Annotated in this window: 15 protein-coding genes; 4 read left to right on the top strand and 11 right to left on the bottom strand. The window is 57.1% G+C overall.

Translation table 11 applies throughout. From position 1 onward, the window contains the following. Positions 1 to 22: 22 nt before the first annotated feature. From ACIQT8_RS21455 to ACIQT8_RS21445, 3 genes are all read left to right on the top strand, one after another. Positions 23 to 850 (top strand): ABC transporter substrate-binding protein, encoded by an 828-nt coding sequence (locus ACIQT8_RS21455; RefSeq protein ID WP_400969457.1) that lies wholly within the window; start codon positions 23 to 25, stop codon positions 848 to 850. Between the two features lie 108 nt (positions 851 to 958). Then, on the top strand, positions 959 to 2,350 hold the full coding sequence (locus tag ACIQT8_RS21450) for an MmgE/PrpD family protein (RefSeq protein WP_400969454.1): 1,392 nt from the start codon (positions 959 to 961) through the stop codon (positions 2,348 to 2,350). Positions 2,351 to 2,361: 11 nt separating this feature from the next. Beyond that, positions 2,362 to 3,246, top strand: coding sequence for a polysaccharide deacetylase (locus tag ACIQT8_RS21445; RefSeq protein ID WP_400969451.1), 885 nt, complete (start codon positions 2,362 to 2,364; stop codon positions 3,244 to 3,246). Positions 3,247 to 3,348: 102 nt separating this feature from the next. Here the strand turns inward: ACIQT8_RS21445 and ACIQT8_RS21440 are convergent, their stop codons facing one another. The 11 genes from ACIQT8_RS21440 to ACIQT8_RS21390 all read right to left on the bottom strand — a co-directional run bounded on the left by ACIQT8_RS21440 (position 3,349) and on the right by ACIQT8_RS21390 (position 15,009). Continuing rightward, a complete protein-coding gene (locus ACIQT8_RS21440; RefSeq protein ID WP_400969448.1) occupies positions 3,349 to 3,744 on the bottom strand; it encodes a c-type cytochrome in 396 nt (131 codons plus the stop codon). A 69-nt stretch (positions 3,745 to 3,813) separates the two neighbouring features. Continuing rightward, a complete protein-coding gene (locus ACIQT8_RS21435; protein WP_400969445.1) occupies positions 3,814 to 4,374 on the bottom strand; it encodes a gluconate 2-dehydrogenase subunit 3 family protein in 561 nt (186 codons plus the stop codon). After that, positions 4,374 to 6,059, bottom strand: coding sequence for a GMC oxidoreductase (locus ACIQT8_RS21430; RefSeq protein ID WP_400969442.1), 1,686 nt, complete (start codon positions 6,057 to 6,059; stop codon positions 4,374 to 4,376). Before ACIQT8_RS21430 ends, ACIQT8_RS21435 begins: the two co-directional genes overlap by 1 nt. Positions 6,060 to 6,196: 137 nt before the next feature. After that, complete coding sequence (locus ACIQT8_RS21425; RefSeq protein WP_400969439.1) at positions 6,197 to 7,051, bottom strand: sugar phosphate isomerase/epimerase family protein; 855 nt, start codon at positions 7,049 to 7,051, stop codon at positions 6,197 to 6,199. Positions 7,052 to 7,180: 129 nt separating this feature from the next. Further along, a complete protein-coding gene (locus tag ACIQT8_RS21420; RefSeq protein ID WP_400969436.1) occupies positions 7,181 to 8,350 on the bottom strand; it encodes a Gfo/Idh/MocA family protein in 1,170 nt (389 codons plus the stop codon). 11 nt (positions 8,351 to 8,361) lie between these two features. Further along, positions 8,362 to 9,411 (bottom strand): sugar phosphate isomerase/epimerase family protein, encoded by a 1,050-nt coding sequence (locus ACIQT8_RS21415; protein ID WP_400969433.1) that lies wholly within the window; start codon positions 9,409 to 9,411, stop codon positions 8,362 to 8,364. A gap of 37 nt (positions 9,412 to 9,448) precedes the next feature. Next, a complete protein-coding gene (locus ACIQT8_RS21410; RefSeq protein WP_400969430.1) occupies positions 9,449 to 10,471 on the bottom strand; it encodes a LacI family DNA-binding transcriptional regulator in 1,023 nt (340 codons plus the stop codon). A 1-nt stretch (position 10,472) separates the two neighbouring features. Continuing rightward, positions 10,473 to 11,441 carry an ABC transporter permease gene (locus tag ACIQT8_RS21405; protein WP_400969427.1) on the bottom strand — a complete coding sequence of 323 codons (969 nt, stop codon included), beginning with the start codon at positions 11,439 to 11,441 and terminating at the stop codon, positions 10,473 to 10,475. A 1-nt stretch (position 11,442) separates the two neighbouring features. Continuing rightward, a complete protein-coding gene (locus tag ACIQT8_RS21400; RefSeq protein ID WP_400969424.1) occupies positions 11,443 to 12,387 on the bottom strand; it encodes an ABC transporter permease in 945 nt (314 codons plus the stop codon). After that, on the bottom strand, positions 12,384 to 13,877 hold the full coding sequence (locus ACIQT8_RS21395) for a sugar ABC transporter ATP-binding protein (RefSeq protein ID WP_400969421.1): 1,494 nt from the start codon (positions 13,875 to 13,877) through the stop codon (positions 12,384 to 12,386). Before ACIQT8_RS21395 ends, ACIQT8_RS21400 begins: the two co-directional genes overlap by 4 nt. A 109-nt stretch (positions 13,878 to 13,986) precedes the next feature. Beyond that, positions 13,987 to 15,009: a substrate-binding domain-containing protein gene (locus ACIQT8_RS21390; RefSeq protein ID WP_400969418.1), complete on the bottom strand. Its 1,023-nt coding sequence runs from the start codon at positions 15,007 to 15,009 to the stop codon at positions 13,987 to 13,989. Positions 15,010 to 15,291: 282 nt separating this feature from the next. Between ACIQT8_RS21390 and ACIQT8_RS21385 the strand changes: the two genes are divergently transcribed. Next, positions 15,292 to 16,425 carry an alpha/beta hydrolase family protein gene (locus tag ACIQT8_RS21385; RefSeq protein ID WP_400969415.1) on the top strand — a complete coding sequence of 378 codons (1,134 nt, stop codon included), beginning with the start codon at positions 15,292 to 15,294 and terminating at the stop codon, positions 16,423 to 16,425. The last annotated feature ends 1 nt before the right edge of the window (position 16,426 follow it).

The raw sequence follows: 16,426 nt of genomic DNA, 5'->3' as shown, positions 1-16,426 counted from the left end.
TTTCAAAACAAAGGGGAACAACGTGAAAACAGCTCTTATCTCTCTCGCCGTCATTCTGGCTTCGACTGCCGCGCAGGCAGAAGGCCTGCCGGAGCGCATCAAAACCGCCGGCAAGGTTATCGTCGCGAACCAGCCTAACTACCCGCCAATGGAATATAAAGACCCTGCTACCAACACGCTGATGGGCGTCGACATCGATCTCGGTCTGGCACTTGCCAAGCAGTTGGGCGTCAGCGTCGAATGGGCCGACATTGGCTTCGAACAGATGGTGTCCTCGCTCCAGACGGGTCGTGTCGACCTGATCCACAGCGGCATGAGCGACTTGCCCAAACGACGCGATACGCTCGATTTCGTTGACTACATGAAGTCCGGAGCGCAGTTCTACACCTCAGTGTCGCGCAAAGACGAATTTAAGACTCTTACTGATTTCTGCGGCAAGACCGTCGGCATGAGCCGCCGCACGTCCTTCCCAGAAGAAACTGCAAAATGGAGCGCCGCCAATTGTGAGGCCAAGGGTCTGGCGGCAATCAAGGTGGTTGGCACCGAGGGCTCGGCAGACGCGCGTGCACAGCTCAAGCAAGGCCGTCTGGATGGCGCAGTACAGGGATCGGAAACGCTGCCTTATCTCCTCAACCTCGAGAAGGACACCTACGCTGTTGTCGGCGAACCCTTCACGGCAGTGTTCCAGGGCATTGCATTCCCCAAGAAAGATACTGAGCTGCGCGATGCCTATGCTGCTGCCTTCAAGGCTCTCATGGCATCTGGCGAATATAAGTCAATCTTTGCCAAGCATGGCCTGGAAGGCACCCTGCTTGACGGCCTCTATATCAACGGCGAAGCCGTCAAGTAATCGACCTGCAGAGATCAACGAAAGAACGCCCGACCGCCTATAAGCGGTTGGGCGCACCCTTCGCTTTGCCCTTTTTGCCCGAAAAATTCCCTTCAATCGAGCATTGCCATGAACCGTTCTCTCGCCGACACGCCGGTCGACAGGCTGGCCCAGTTTGTTTCTGCCCTCGATTACGATAACTTGCCCGAAGACGTTGTCACCAAGGCTAAAGTCCACATTGCCGATACGCTCGGTGCGGCTTTGGCCGGTGCGCGATCGCGCGAGTTTGCCATTGCAGTCAAATCGCTTCGGCCAGATGGTCCGGTGCGGCTATGGGGAACCGGTCTCGCTGCCTCTCCTCGTGACGCATCACTTCTCAATGGCTGCGCCGCGCATGCCTTTGAGCTGGACGATTCCGGCGGTTGCGACCATTCCGGCGCTGTGGTCATGCCTGCCCTGTTTTCAGCACTGCATCATATCGGCCAGCCTGTCAGTGGCAGGCAAATGATTACTGCCGTTGTCTCGGGCTACGATGTTGGGCGCCGTATACTTGAAGCAACCGGGGGCTATGACGCGCACAACAGTCTCGGCTGGCACTCCACCGGCACCTGCGGCACGCTGGCTGCTGCGGCGGCGTGCGCTCAACTGTTCGGACTCGATGCTGCCGCGACACGCGATGCCATCACACTCGCCACCAGCTTCTCATCCGGTCTCTGGGCCTTCATCCACGACGGATCTCAGGCGAAGAAACTGCACGCTGGGCGTGCGGCCGAAGGCGGCTTGCTGGCAGCACAACTTGCAGCCAATGGCTTTGCCGGACCATCCCGCGTCTTCGACGATGTCTGGGGCGGCTTCTTCAAAGCGTACAATAAGTCGGCCTGCCAACCAGAATTTCTGGCCGAAGGTCTAGGCGATGTCTGGAAAATCAGGCGCGCTGTCCTGAAACCCTACGCTTCCTGCCGCGGCGCGCATTCGGCCATCGACGCACTTGAGGATCTCCTGAACGAAACGGGACGCAAGGCCACGGAGATCGTACGGATCGATCTGCGGATGAGTGCAATGCTCAAAGACATGTGTGGCGCAAAGGTTGGGGGCGCGATGGCGCCGACGCAGATGAGCCTGCCCTATGCGCTGGCAGCGCGTTGTGTGTTTGGGACGGCTGGGCTTCAGGCCTACACTGAGGAAAATCGTCTCCATGCAGGCGTCCATGCGTTGATGGACGGCATGAACGTCAACATTGATGACAGCATGGCTCCAATGGCAGAACCCCTGGTGACGCTGACGTTCGGTGATGGAGTGGAGATAGAGCGGATGGTGCCTCGTGCCACGGGCTCAGCCGAACGGCCAATGCAATCGACTGCGATCGAGGCAAAGTTCCGCGAACTGGCCGGCATGAGCCTTTCGTGCGAAAATCGAGACGCTCTTTGGAACGCGCTTGGCGAACTTGAAGACGTCAAGGACTGCTCCCTGATCGAAGCCCTTATGGTCGGCAATGCCGACAGCATCCCTACCTTCCGATGAAAGCGTGAAACATGACGTTCGACCTCTCTCCCCGCCCATTGAACCCGGCTCCCCCGACACCAAAGATGATCTGGCCAAATGGCGCCAAGAGCGCTCTGTTTATCGGCTTCGATGTGGATGCCGAAACCGCATGGATCGGCAATAATCCGTCTAACATCGACAGAATGGTGACAACCTCGCACGGCGGATATGACGCGCGGGTTGGCATCGCAAAAATCCTAGAGCTCCTGGACGAACTGGGCTTGAAGGGTACGTTCTTCACACCGGGATGGACGGCCCTTGCCCATCCTGCTCAGTGTGAAGCGATGGTCGCGGCCGGTCATGAAATTGGTCATCACGGTTACCTTCATAAACTACCGGATCGCACGAAACTCGATGAAGCATTCGAGGAAATTGATCGCGGGTTTGAAGCGTTGCAGACCGCGCTTGGGGTACGTCCGGTTGGCTACCGTGCACCGTCGGGCGAAAACTTTCCGGAATTGCTCGCCTATCTCAAAAAGTCAGGCATCCGTTATTCGAGTTCCTTCCGCGACGACATCCTCCCCTATCGTCATGCTGGCGCTGCCGGAGCGGTCGGTCCGGTCGAAATCCCGGTCAACTTTGCTTTCGACGACTGGAACTTCGGCATGAAAAGCCGTCTTAGTCCGGGGACGTTGTTCGGCCGTGAGGCGGTCCTGCCACTCTGGATCGATGAATTCGAAGCAACTCATGCCTGGGGTGGCGTTACGACGCTTGTCCTTCACCCTCAGGTTTCCGGTCGGCCGATGCGCTGGCACATTCTCCGTGACTTCCTGAAGCACGTTCTCGACAAAGGCGATGTCTGGATCGCGACCGGCAAGGAAATTACTGACCATTACGAAGCGCTGGAGTCCGCCTCCGGCACCACTCGCAGTTGATCGAGCAATACGGTTCGAGGCACGCGTCCAAAGGCAAGGACCGCCGCAACGACTGCGGCGATCCAAATTCTATAGCAGTGGTGAAAGCAGACCATCCACCGGTCATTGTGGTGATTTTGACGCCGCACTTTCGATATAGGCGATCAGATTATCCAGGTCTTCAGCTTTGCTGACACCCGCCGAAGCCATCTTGTTTCCGGGTATTTTCTTCTTCGGTGCGCTTAGAAAATCGCGCAATTCTTCAGCCGTCCAGATCTGTCCGTCCTCACCGGCCTTCTTCATCGCATTGGAATAATTATAGTCGGCAGCGCTTCCAGCGCCACGGCCGATGATGCCATTGAGTTGCGGACCGACCCTGTTTTTTGCACCTTCGCCGATGGCGTGACAGGCGGAACAGCGCTTGAAGACTGTTTCACCCTTGGCGATATCGCCCTCTGCGAAAGCGGGGGCGCTGCCTGCGGCCAGAATTGCTGCCGCGAAGAACATCACATTACGCATCTTATCATCCTTGTCTTGCCGTATGGGAACGATCCGCCCGTAAACCGAGCGGATCGGACGATCGCGGTGTCAGGTGGTGCCCCACGCTGGTGTCCCCTTTTGATAGGGAACACGATCTTCGAAGCCGCCGGGGATTTCGTCGTAAACGAGCACTTCCGTCGCGCCGACTTTCGAAGTAAAAAAGCCGAGTAACGTCAATTGCTTGACGAGCGTGAACGGGTGCGGCGCGGTCGGCGTTTGCTCCGTTCTGGCTTTTTTATCCAGTGCAGAGAGAAGCGCCTGCCGCTGCTCTCCCGTCAGGTCCAAAAACGCTTTCTTATGGTCTGCCTGGCTGCGGCTTTCGATCTCCGTGATTGCCGAGAGGAAAAGTTTTCTCTGCTCTCCCGTGTAACAATCAGCGGCGTAAACAGCCATGAATTCGCCGACAGCAGCATCCTTCGCACCCGGCGTGGATGTACGGGGGATAATGGTTTCCGCAACTTCGTCCAGAAACAGGATGTCTTCCTTGCTGAAGACATGGCTTTCCCCTGCCGGCTTGGTGGCGTTTTGCGCCGCCGTCACAACGTCCGCACCAATCAAGGGAAGACCGGTTGCGATGGCGATCATTTTCAGCAGTTCGCGTCTGTTCATCACAGATTTCCCTTCTTGAGTTCCGAAACGGCAAAATCGGCGGCACGGGCAGTCAGCGCCATGTAGGTCAGCGATGGATTGACGCAGGATGCCGACGTCATGCACGCCCCATCGGTCACGAAGACGTTTGGTGCGTCCCAGACCTGGTTGTTACCGTTGAGAACGGAGGTTTTCGGGTCGCGTCCCATACGGGCCGTTCCCATTTCATGAATACCCATGCCAGGAGCGTAGGTGCCTCTGCTTGCCTTCACATTCTTGATCCCGACCGCCTCGAACATTTCAACGGCGTCGTTGACCATGTCTTCACGCATATCGAGTTCGTTTTGCTTCATCTCGACATTCATCGACAGGACAGGCAGCCCCCATTTGTCCTTCTTGTCGTGGTCAAGCTTCACGCGGTTTTCGTGATAGGGCAGCATTTCCCCAAAGGCGGTCATGCCGATTGTCCAGGCACCCGGCTCGGTCAGTGCCTCCTTGTAGTCGGCGCCGATATTGAGTTCGGCGATTTCCCGCTCCCAGCGGGTACGGCTGGCTGACCCCTGGTAACCGAAACCGCGCAGGTATTTGCGCTTGTCGTCGCCGGTATTGCGGAAGCGCGGAATGTAGAAACCTGCCGGACGACGACCCTTGAAATAGAAATCCTCGAAACCCTCGACCTGACCGGTGGCGCCCATCCGGAAGTGGTGGTCCATCGCATTGTGGCCGAGTTCGCCCGAGCTGCTGCCCAACCCTCCTTCCCACACATCCGTCGCCGAGTTCATCAACACCCAGGTCGAATTCAGGGTCGACGCGTTCAGGAAGATCACGTCGGCGGTGTACTCGTAGGTCAGGTTCGTTTCTGCATCGATGATCTCAACGCCGCGCGCCTTCTTCTTGTCCTTGTCGTACAGAATCTCTTTCACGATGGAAAACGGGCGAAGGGTGAGATTTCCGGTGGCGACTGCGGCAGGCAGGGTCGAGGCCTGTGTGCTGAAATAGCCGCCGAAGGGACAGCCCAACCGACACTTGTTGCGGAACTGACAGCGCGTACGATCCTGATCGGGAAGCTCCTGAGTGATGTTTGCGCAGCGGGAATTGATCAGGTGGCGTGTGCCCTTGAAGGCGGTCTTCAACCGTCGAGCAACATCCTCTTCCACAAAGTTCAGCGGAATAGGTGGAAGGAATTCACCATCTGGCAGAATGTCCAAGCCATCGCGGCTTCCGGAAATCCCGGCAAAACGCTCGACATAGTCATACCAGGGGGCAACGTCCTGGTAGCGAATGGGCCAATCGACGGCGATGCCTTCTTTGGCGTTGGCCTCGAAATCAGTTTGGGACCAGCGGTAGGTCTGGCGCCCCCAGAGAAGCGAGCGGCCGCCAACGTGATAACCGCGGAACCAGTCGAAGCGCTTTTCCTCGACATAGGGTGTTTCCTGCTCATTGGCCCACATTCCAAGTGTGGCCTCTTCCAGCAGATAATCGCGGCTGAGGACGGGATATTTCGCCTTCATTTCCTGCGTGGCACGGTTGCGATGGGGATAACCCCAGGCTTCCTTGTCAGCGTTCTGATAGTCGGTGATATGCTCGATGTTTCTGCCGCGCTCCAGCATCAGAACCTTCAGGCCCTTCTGCGTGAGCTCCTTTGCAGCCCAGCCTCCACTGATGCCCGAGCCGACAACAATCGCGTCGTAATGATTGTTTGCCATGATAACTCCTCCGATTGGTAGTGGGTAATATGTCGACGAGACAACTAGCTCCCCGTCGCGATGCGGCGGGAACTTCGGTCTCCATCTATCGAACCTGCGCTCCCCGGCGGAGCGATCGCCGGGGAGCTGTTCTGGTTTTACTGAAGTGTCGGGAGGCGCTCGTTCAGGAACGCGTTGCCCTTGGTCAGAACAGCTTCGGCATCAAGCGGAAGGTCGTGTTCAAGAATGAACCATTTTGCACCAGCCTTTTTGGCGGCCGGCAAGATTGTCTTCCAGTCGAGAACGCCGGTTCCAAGCGTTGCAAAGCCACGCTCATTTTCCGCCGTGCCCGCAGGCGCATTGTCCTTGGCATGGATCGCGAAGACCCGGCCATTCAACGTTTCGAGAAACTGTGCCGGATCGTTACCGCTACGGGCAACCCATGCGACATCAAGTTCGCTCTGCAGCTTCGGGCCGGCTGCATTGAGCAGCAGTTCGAGAGCCGTCTTTCCATCAAACTTCACCAGCTCGAAATCATGGTTGTGGTAGGCCATCGCAAGGCCAGCAGCCGACAGCTTGTCCGCATATCCGCCCAGTTCCTTGCCGAAAGCAGTCCAACCGGCTGCATCCTTCGGGCGATCTTCTGGCTTGAGGAAAGGCACGGTTACAACAGGATTGCCAACAGCCTTCTGCTCGGTGATGACCTCATCAAGATTGCCGCGAAGCTTGTCGATCGGCACGTGCGATGAAATGACCTTGATCTTGTGCTTTTCCAGAAGCGTGTTCAGCTCGTCTGCGCTGACCTTTTGCATGTCCACCGTCTCTACGGCCGCGACACCAGCGCGGTTGAGAATGGTAAACTGCTCTTCAAGCGTGCCAGCATTGCGCAACGTGAACATTTGAGCGGCGATCGGCAGCGTCTTGCTGTCATCGGCAAAAACCGGGTTTGCGACACCGGCCACCAGGCCGACGACAAATGCCATGCTTGCGAATTTTGACTTGAACGTTTTCAAACGCGTAACTCCCTTTCCGTTTGACCAATGCGAACGACACACGTGCTCTTGCCCTCCCCGACTTCACAGCCGGGAAATCCCACAGCAACCTCCAATGCCTGGTGTCGTCCTTCTCCGATGTCCTGCGGTCTAAATGTCGATCGTGACCCACGACGAGCTTCGACTGGATCGGACGGCCGCATCAATGAATGCGAGCCCCGCAAGACCGTCCTCTATACCGGGATAGGTTGCGTCCCCGGCCGATGTCTTTCCCTCCCTTTTGGCGATGATTGCATCTGCGGCTTCGCGGTAAATCGTTGCGAAACCCTCGAGATATCCTTCCGGGTGCCCAGACGGCACACGGCTAACGCGGTTGGCGGCAGCACCTGCACCCGCGCCATTGCGCGTGATGAGCCGTTTCTCTTCTCCGTAAGGCGTAAACCAAAGTTCGTCAGGCACTCGATGGTGCCATTCGAGCCCACCCTTGTCGCCGTAGACGCGCAGCGACAAAGCGTTCTCGTTACCGACCGCGATCTGGCTTGCCCAAAGCATACCCTTCGCGCCACTCTCGTAGCGCAGCAGAATGTTGGCGCTGTCATCGAGTTGCCGGCCCGGTACGAACGATGTCAGGTCGGCGTAAAGGCTTTTCGGGATTTCGCCAGTGACGAATGCAGCCGCATTGAAGGCATGCGTGCCGATATCGCCAATGGCGCCTCCAGCACCCGAGCGGCTTGGATCGGTGCGCCATTCGGCACCCTTTGCACCCGTCTTTTCCACTGCTTCAGTCAGCCAGTCCTGCGCATATTCCGCCTGGACATGACGCAGCTTGCCGATGGCGCCGTTGGCGATCATTTCCCGCATCTGACGCAACATGGCGTAACCGGTGTAGTTGTGCGTCAAGATGAACAGCCTGTCGGAGGCGCCGACGATCCCGGCCAGTTCTCGCGCCTCTTCGATCGTCGCCGTCACGGGCTTGTCGCAGATGACGTGGATACCTGCGTCAAGGAAGGCCTTTGAGGGCGCGAAATGCAGATGGTTCGGGGTCACGATGGCGACCGCCTCGATCCCGTCTTCACGAGAGGCCTCGGCCGCCGCCATTTCCTGAAATGTCGCATAGGATCTCTCCGGTGCGATGCCGAGCAGGACGGCGGAAGCGCTGGCCCGTTCTGCATCAGAGGAAAGCGCCCCGGCCACCAGTTCGTACCGATCATCCAGTCTGGCCGCGATCCGGTGTACAGCCCCGATAAAGGCACCCTGACCACCGCCGACCATACCGAGCCGGATCCGCCGGCTATCGAATTTCGCTGTTGTGGAGGACATGACTACCCCTTTCAAAGACCAAGCAGACGACGGTTTGCGGCATCATCGACGCCGCTTTTGGCGAAGTCGTCAAATGCCCGCTCGGTTATACGGATGATGTGGTTCTGGATGAAACCGGCACCTTCCCGCGCTCCGTCTTCGGGATGTTTCAGTGCACATTCCCATTCAAGAACGGCCCACCCGTCGAAGTCATATTGGGTGAGTTTCGAAAACACGGCGCCAAAATCGACCTGCCCGTCTCCAAGCGAACGGAAACGCCCCGGCCGATCGACCCAGCTCTGGTAACCACCATAGACCCCGGAACGGCCGGTCGGATTGAACTCGGCATCCTTGACGTGGAATGCACGGATGCGCTGGTGGTAAACGTCGATAAAATCGAGGTAGTCCATCGCCTGTAGGACGAAATGCGATGGATCATAGAGGATATTGGCACGCACGTGGTTGCCGGTCGCCTCGAGAAAGCGCTCGAAGGTGATACCGTCGTGCAGGTCCTCGCCCGGATGCAGCTCATAGCAGACGTCGACGCCATTTTCTTCGAACGCATCGAGGATAGGTGTCCAGCGTTTGCCAAGTTCGGCGAAGGCCATCTCGACAAGGCCGGCGGGACGCTGCGGCCACGGATAAACAAAAGGCCAGGCAAGCGCGCCGGAAAATGTGGCGTGGCTCGAAAGGCCGAGATGTTGAGAGGCTTTCGCCGCGCATTTGAGCTGATTGACGGCCCATTCCTGACGCGCCTGGGGTTTCCCACGCAACGCGGCCGGGGCGAAACCATCAAACATTTCGTCGTACGCCGGATGAACGGCAACCAGTTGACCTTGAATATGGGTGGAAAGCTCAGTGATCTCGACACCTGTATCAGCCAGGCGTCCCTTGATATCGTCACAATAGGTTTTCGAGGCTGCAGCTTTTTCGAGATCGAAAAACTTTGGGTCGGTCGGCACCTGGATGCCCTTGTAGCCGAGCGAAGCCGCCCATTGGCCGAGATTGTCGAGCGTGTCGAAAGGCGCGTTCTCTCCGACAAATTGTGCGAGGAAAATCGCCGGGCCCTTGATCGTCTTCATATCCGTACTCCTTGCAGTCTCAGTTCGGCATTGGCAGTTATTTATCCGGCAGGCGGCAGGGCGCGACGGAGCCGCGCACCACCAATTCGGTATCCAGTATGATGGTTTCAGCAGCACGTTTGCCGTTCAGACGGTCGACCATCAGCGCCATGGCTTTACGGCCCATTTCCTGTCGGGGCTGACGGACCGTCGTCAGAGGCGGCTCGAAGGCATTGGCAAAGATAATATCGTCAAAGCCGATGACAGAGATGTCGCTCGGTACGGACAGCCCCCTGGCACGCAACTCACTGATGGCGCCAATCGCCATCTGGTCACTCGATGCGAAAATCGCAGTGAAGGAAATGCCGTTTTCGATCAGGGCGGCGATCGCCTGCCGTCCGGCTTCGATGCTGTAATCGCCAGTCACCACCAGTTCATCGGAGAAACCGATCCCTGCTTCCAAAAGCGCATCCTGATAACCGTCGAAACGTTCTTTCGCCAAGCTCTCCGGGAAAGGACCGGCGAGATGCACGATCCGTTTGTGACCGGCTTCGATCAGATGCCGCATCGCATTTTGGGAAGCGGCGCGGTTGTCGACCTTTACAGTTGGCAGCGTGATTCCGGCGACGGTTTCCGACGCAATCACAATCGGCGGCAATGCATCGCCCTGATCAAGAAGGTCTGAAGGGAACTGCCCGGTCATCAGGATAAGACCGTCGGCGTGTTTCTGACGGACCATGTCGATGTGGGTCGCAACACGATTTTCATCGTTGCGGGCGTCACCCATGAGAACCTTGTAGCCAGCCTCGCCGGCCGCTTCTTCAACACCCTTGTAGATTTCGAGATAGAACGGGTTGCCGATATCGCGAACCAGGAGAATGACGGTGTTGTTGGATTGACGCCTGAAGCTTGCCGCCTGGGCGTTAGGGACAAAGTTCGCCTGCCTTACGGCGTCAAAAACCTTTTTTCGAGTTTCCGGGCGCACCTTGTCGGGTTGTTGCAACGCCCGCGATACCGTCGCGATCGAAACGCCGGCGAGCGCTGCAACTTCTCTGATATTCGAACTTTGGTCTTTGCTCATCTCAAACACGCAACTGCTTTTGGCGTCCATAAAGCAGCATCAGCGCAAGCAACGTGACACCGAATATGATCTGCCGGGCCCATACATCAAGGTTGAGCGTTATCAGTACGCTTTGCAGAATGGTCAGCGCAACTGCCCCGGCCATGGTTCCGATATATCCACCGGCACCGCCGGCAAGAGAGGTGCCGCCGATAACCACCGCGATGATGGATGGCAGAACATATTGGTCGCCGACGGAGATGAAGGAAGTACCGGTATAACCGATGACACAGACCCCGGTCAGACCGGCGAACAGGCCCGAAAAACCGTAAAGCAATGTGCGGATCAACGAGACCGGCAATCCGACAAGTGTAGCCGCGCGCTCATTTGAACCTACGGCGTAGATGGCAAAGCCGAATGCCGTTCTGCGCAGGACGAACATCATGATCGCTGCAATGCCGAGCCAGACGAAAAGGACGCCGGGAATGCCGAAAACCAACGGCTTGTTGATGAACCCGGCAAGGAGCGGAGCCGCAGCACCGGAAGGAACACCCTGAGAATAGACGACCAGTCCACCCTGGATGACGGCCGTCATGCCCAGTGTCATCACAAGTGGTGGGATGCGCACGAAGGTGATGCCGATACCGTTGATGAGGCCGATCAGGAAAGGAATGCCACCGGCGACCAGTATCGCGAGTGGAATGCCAATGTTTTGGCCATTCATCATATTACCGGCCAGCACCGCACCAAGGGAGATCATGGCGCCGACGGAGAGATCGATACCTTCGCGACCGCCGAGGATCACAAGGTTCTGTCCTGCTGCAACAATACCGAGGATCGCGGCGATCGTCAGTAGTCTAACGATCTGTGAGCCCTGTGCAAAACCGGGAGACAGCAATTCGCCAACAAGCAGCAGGAAAGCCGATGCGCCGATTGCAATGGTCAAGGGATCGGTAAGGAGAGATTTGATTTGCAGGCCCTTATTGGTCATATCAACGCCTCGTCACCAGTACGCCGCCGGCAAGCGCCGTCAGCACTATCAAGCCCTGCACCAGTGTCTGGTACTCGAATGGCAAGCCCGCAAAGAAAATCACATTCCCGATCATGCCAAGGACGAGTGCCCCGGCGATCGATCCCGTCGAGCTGCCGAACCCACCGGAGAGCGCCGTCCCCCCAAGCACCACCGCCGATATGGACGACAACGCAAGGCTCGCACCGAGCAGAGGGTCACCCGATGCGGTTTCGCCCGTAAGACACAGTGCCGCCAGTGCCGAAAACAAACCGGAGATCATGTATGCACCGATGCGAATACCGGAGAGACGCAAGCCTGTTTGGAAGGCGCCGGTACGATTACCGCCGACCGCTAACAAATGGGTATGAAACGGAATGCGCGACACGATCAGGGTAAAGGCGATCCCGGCAATCAGAACCCACAAGACGAAGGGTAAGCCAATGAAGTTGCCCGAATAGGTCTGCCAATAGGCTTCCGGGACGGGAAGCCCGGCCTGCGGCAAAACCCAGATTGCCAAGCCGGCAAAGATGATACCAGTTGCGAAGGTCGTCACGATTGGCTGGAAACGCAAGCCGGAAATGAAGAGACCGTTGACCAGACCGCAGAGCAGACCGACGGCAACACCCGCTGCCATACCAGCGATGACAGCACCTCCAGAGCCACCTAGCGCGGCAATGACGCTGACGGTGACGACATTGGCGAGCGCCACGATGCTGCCGACCGACAAATCGATGTCTCCCGCCAGGATCACGTAGGTTTGTCCAATGGCAACCAGGATCAGGGGGAGAAATGTCGTCAGGTTGGATTGCAGTACGGCAGGCTGAACGAAGGACGGCTGCAAAACCGTGTTCACGGCAACAAGGAGGACGAGAACGACGAGAGTGATGATCCAGGGTTGCTTGCGCAGAAGGCCGGGGGAAATCATGCGGCGTCTCCATAGGCGGCGCGGGTCATGTTGACAGATGTCATTTCAGCTCCGGTCAGTTCTGCAGAAATACGCCCGCCGTTGAACACCAGAATGCGGTCGGCATATTCAAGAATCTCAGCGTCTTCCGAGGAGTAGAAAAGAATGGTCGCACCTGCATCGGCCTGCTGTCGCATCAGCGCAAACAGATCGGCTTTTGCGCCGAGGTCGATCCCTTTCGTCGGGTCATCGAGCAGCAGAAGTTTCGGCGATGTTGCGAGCCAGCGCGAAATGAAGATTTTCTGCTGATTGCCGCCGGAAAGCGTGCCGATTGGCATGTCCATTCCGGCAAACTTCGTTTTCATATCGTCGGCGACTTTTTGCACCTGCGGCTTCAAAGTTGCCGGCCGTATCAGTTTCATTTTCTCGCGCACCATTAGAGCGGCAACGAGATTTTCGAAGATTGACCGTCCCTGCAAAGACGCATCGCGCCCGCGATCGCCAGAAACATAAGCAAAGCCATTGTGAACCGCCTGCGTAGGTTTGCCGATCGCAATGGCCTGCCCTTCGAACTGGATATCTCCGGAAGCGAAGGGATTGGCGCCGAACAGACCTTTCAGCAGCGCAGACTGTCCCTGTCCTTGCAAACCTGCCAAACCAAGGATTTCACCCGCAAACGCCTCGAGCGTCACACCACGGACGCCCTCACCGGCTGCATTGTCGACCTTCAAACTGGCCTTTGCATCGAGGCGCCCATGCTGACGAGCCGGCGCGGCACGAACATCACCAACCATGTCATGCACAACGGCTTCACGCGTAGTGGTCGACGTATCGAGCTCGGAGATGGTCGCACCGTTTCGCATCACAGTGATACGGTCGCAGACAGCAAACACCTCATCGAGACGATGGGATATCATGATGGTGGAGACACCCTCGGCCTTCTTGGCCTTGAGAATTTCGAAGAAACGCTGTGACTGACGGCCATCGAGTGCCGCTGTTGCCTCGTCCATGATCATGAGGCTGGCATTCTGGGCGAAGACCTTGAGGATTTCGACAAGCTGACGCTGATCAGGTGGTAGATTACCAACGATCGCATCCGGCTCCAGCCCATCTCCAGCGACACCGTCGAAAAGCGAGATCAGTTTGTCCGTTTCTTCTTTCAGCGCCTTGCGATCGACGAAAACACCGCGCTTCGGCTCGCGTCCAAGGAAAATATTGTCGGCGACGGAAAGCTGCGGAATGAGGCTCAGCTCCTGGTAAAACAGGGCGATCCCGGCATTTTCTGCGTCGCGGGGGCTCTTGAAGCGCACCTCGTCGCCATTGAAGCGAATTGTACCGCTGGTAGGCACCACTGCACCTGCAACGATCTTGCAAAGCGTACTTTTACCGCAACCGTTCGCGCCCAGAAGCGCATGGATTTCACCGCGGCCGACCGTCAGTTTACCGGCAGAAAGCGCACGCACGGCGCCAAAATTCTTCGTTATGCCGGCCGCTTCCAAAGCGTTCGCCATCGCATGTCTCCGAATTGTTCTTGTCATTGGCGGACGTCGAAACAACGCGCTGCCCGCAATCGAGATTCCAAAATTCGGGCTGGCTGCTAGCGCCAGCCCGAAGGCGGTCTTACTTGAAGAACTCGCCAGCCTGTTCCGGCGTCACTGTTGCCGTGACGGACCAGTAGCCCGGTTTGCCTTCAGCGGCCTTGATGTTGTCCGCAAGGTTCTCGTTGTTCACGAACGGGATCGGAATGTAGATGGCGTTCCCGTAGGTGCCGCCAAAGATGCCGTCCTTGAACTCCTTGCCCTGAAGCTTCAACACCGCAACGTTGAGCGCACTGGCCATGACGCCGGGAGGGTTGACCGATGCACCGGAATTGAACTTTTCCGCTTCCCAACGGGTCATGAAGTCCTTGCGGATTTCGCCGGTGGCAGCAATGTCCTTCGCCTTGCCTGCAGATTCGATGGCGCGCCAAGCGCCATCAGCCATGCCGTCCTGCACCCATACACCGCTAATGTCGGGATAAGTCGCAAGAAGGTTCTGCATGGCCTGCTGGCCCTGTGCCTGATCCCAGCTCGCATTGGCTTCGTTCAGGACCTTGATGTCAGGGTACTTTTTGAAAACTTCGCGATAACCGGCGACACGCGCTTCGTTTGCAGGGTTGCCAGCGATGCCGTTGATGGCAACAACGCTTCCCTTGCCCTTCAGCGTATCCGCAAGCCACTGGGCCGACTGAGCTGCCCAGGCCTTCTGGTCGATACCGACATAGATCGCATCTTTCGAGGAAACCTCTGCGTCAGTGGCGATCACGAGGATATTGCGAGCCTTCGCCTGGGCAAAGACCGGATCAAAAGCAGTTGGGCTACCCGGGTTGATCAGGATTGCATCAACGCCCTGGTTCATGAAATTGCGGATGTGTCCGATCTGGCCCTGAACGTCGACATTGCCGCTCTGAACAACCACTTCGACCTTGACGCCCTTTTCACCCCACGCCTTCGCGGCAGCCTGAGCTTCCTCGATCATCTGCGTGCGCCATTCGCTTCCGACGAACGAATTGGAAAGACCGATCTTGAAGCTCTGTTCCTGCGCGTGCGCGGACGTGCCCGCTGCCAGCACCATCGCGGCAGCAGCCATCAAATGTCTAAACATGAAATTTGCTCCTCCAAGCAACGGAAATCGATAATGAAACCGTTTACATCAACGAATGTAACCGGTTTCATTATCGTGTCAATCCCTGACCTCTTTTTTCCGCACCGGTAGCTCGGCGCTTCCGAGCCGCATGTCTCATTGTCACGGCGAAACGCCCAAATCCGCGCGTTTTGAGGGAGATATGCGTTGTAAGAGAGAGTTTTTGATAGGGAGCACCAAATTCACAAGGGTAAGTTTTTATGCCTGATAGAGCACTGAAAACTTCCGCTTGGGTCTTGTTGCGTGACCGGCTACCTTTTGATTTCAGACGGAACTCAAATCAAATGTCATCGGTTAGCAAAGCAAAAAGATTGCGGGCGGAGCAAGGCATTGAGCAAGGAAGAACCAAGGCTTGCGTGGTGGATGGTGCGATGGTTGTTACTGGCGCTCGCCATTCCCGGAGCGTCACAGTTGGCGCTGGCCGAAGCGCCGCGGCTCGGCCCCTTCGAACTGCCCAGATCACGCGCACTGACTATTTTCCAAAATGAGACCGCCTTCGACGCCAGAGAGGCCCTCAACGGCTCCTTCTCTTCTTCCCAAGCCTGTGCCGACATTCCCTATGGGCTGTGGATTGAAGTCGAGGGCAAAGGCGACTGCATCAGATATTATCCTCACGGATTGGCGGATGGTGAAAACCGCAAGGTTCTGGTCTATTTCGGCGGCGATGTAATGTTGCGCAACTCAAAAGGTGTGCGCTTCATCACCGGCTCCTACATCCGGCAATCGCCCGCAACAATTGCAGCCGAAATGGCGGAATGGTCAAAAAAGGCGGGGCATCCCGTAATTTTCCTAGCACGGCCCGGAATATATGGTTCTTCTGGCGACCACAACAACCGCCGGCACCGGCGCGAGCTTTCCCTGATGAGCCAGGCACTCGACAGGATCAAACAGAAGCACGATGTATCGTCCTTCATTTTGACTGGACATTCAGCCGGTGGTCAGATTGTAGCGGGGCTTTTGAACCAGCGCACCGATGTTTCTGCGGCTGTCATCACGTCCGGACTGGTCTCGGTGAAACAGGTATCCAAATTCTGGGAACGGCGGCGTCGCCTTCCCGGCAAACTTCTCTACAATGCCGCAGCCTTCTATGATCCCGTGGACGAGATTTCCAACGTTTCGACCGCCGACCGCCCGGATATTTATGTCCTCTCTGATCCCGAAGATCGTGTCGTGCCATTCTTCAGTCAGCTATTCTACGTCAGGCGCTTGCGTACAGCGGGGTTCGAGCCGCACCACATCTATGCTCATGCGACTGATCCACAGCGTCATATCCTAGCCTACCACGGCCGCCTCGCAGCCGCATTAATCTCGAAGGGACAATCGACCGCCGAAGTTCGCCGTGCCGTCCACGAGATGGATCTCGAACAGTTCAAATAAG

The organism is Agrobacterium sp. NPDC090273 (genome assembly GCF_044772305.1).
Lineage (GTDB): Bacteria > Pseudomonadota > Alphaproteobacteria > Rhizobiales > Rhizobiaceae > Agrobacterium.
The sequence above is the reverse complement of the archived record's forward strand: the minus strand, read 5'-3'. Positions and strand labels throughout refer to the sequence as shown.

Excerpts from the sequence above, each read along its gene's own strand:
- ACIQT8_RS21450 (WP_400969454.1), top strand. The coding sequence starts at position 959 with ATGAACCGTTCTCTCGCCGACACGCCGGTCGACAGGCTGGCCCAGTTT.
- ACIQT8_RS21445 (WP_400969451.1), top strand. The coding sequence starts at position 2,362 with ATGACGTTCGACCTCTCTCCCCGCCCATTGAACCCGGCTCCCCCGACA.
- ACIQT8_RS21440 (WP_400969448.1), bottom strand. The coding sequence starts at position 3,744 with ATGCGTAATGTGATGTTCTTCGCGGCAGCAATTCTGGCCGCAGGCAGC.
- ACIQT8_RS21435 (WP_400969445.1), bottom strand. The coding sequence starts at position 4,374 with ATGAACAGACGCGAACTGCTGAAAATGATCGCCATCGCAACCGGTCTT.
- ACIQT8_RS21430 (WP_400969442.1), bottom strand. The coding sequence starts at position 6,059 with ATGGCAAACAATCATTACGACGCGATTGTTGTCGGCTCGGGCATCAGT.
- ACIQT8_RS21420 (WP_400969436.1), bottom strand. The coding sequence starts at position 8,350 with ATGTCCTCCACAACAGCGAAATTCGATAGCCGGCGGATCCGGCTCGGT.
- ACIQT8_RS21415 (WP_400969433.1), bottom strand. The coding sequence starts at position 9,411 with ATGAAGACGATCAAGGGCCCGGCGATTTTCCTCGCACAATTTGTCGGA.
- ACIQT8_RS21410 (WP_400969430.1), bottom strand. The coding sequence starts at position 10,471 with ATGAGCAAAGACCAAAGTTCGAATATCAGAGAAGTTGCAGCGCTCGCC.
- ACIQT8_RS21405 (WP_400969427.1), bottom strand. The coding sequence starts at position 11,441 with ATGACCAATAAGGGCCTGCAAATCAAATCTCTCCTTACCGATCCCTTG.
- ACIQT8_RS21400 (WP_400969424.1), bottom strand. The coding sequence starts at position 12,387 with ATGATTTCCCCCGGCCTTCTGCGCAAGCAACCCTGGATCATCACTCTC.
- ACIQT8_RS21395 (WP_400969421.1), bottom strand. The coding sequence starts at position 13,877 with ATGGCGAACGCTTTGGAAGCGGCCGGCATAACGAAGAATTTTGGCGCC.
- ACIQT8_RS21390 (WP_400969418.1), bottom strand. The coding sequence starts at position 15,009 with ATGTTTAGACATTTGATGGCTGCTGCCGCGATGGTGCTGGCAGCGGGC.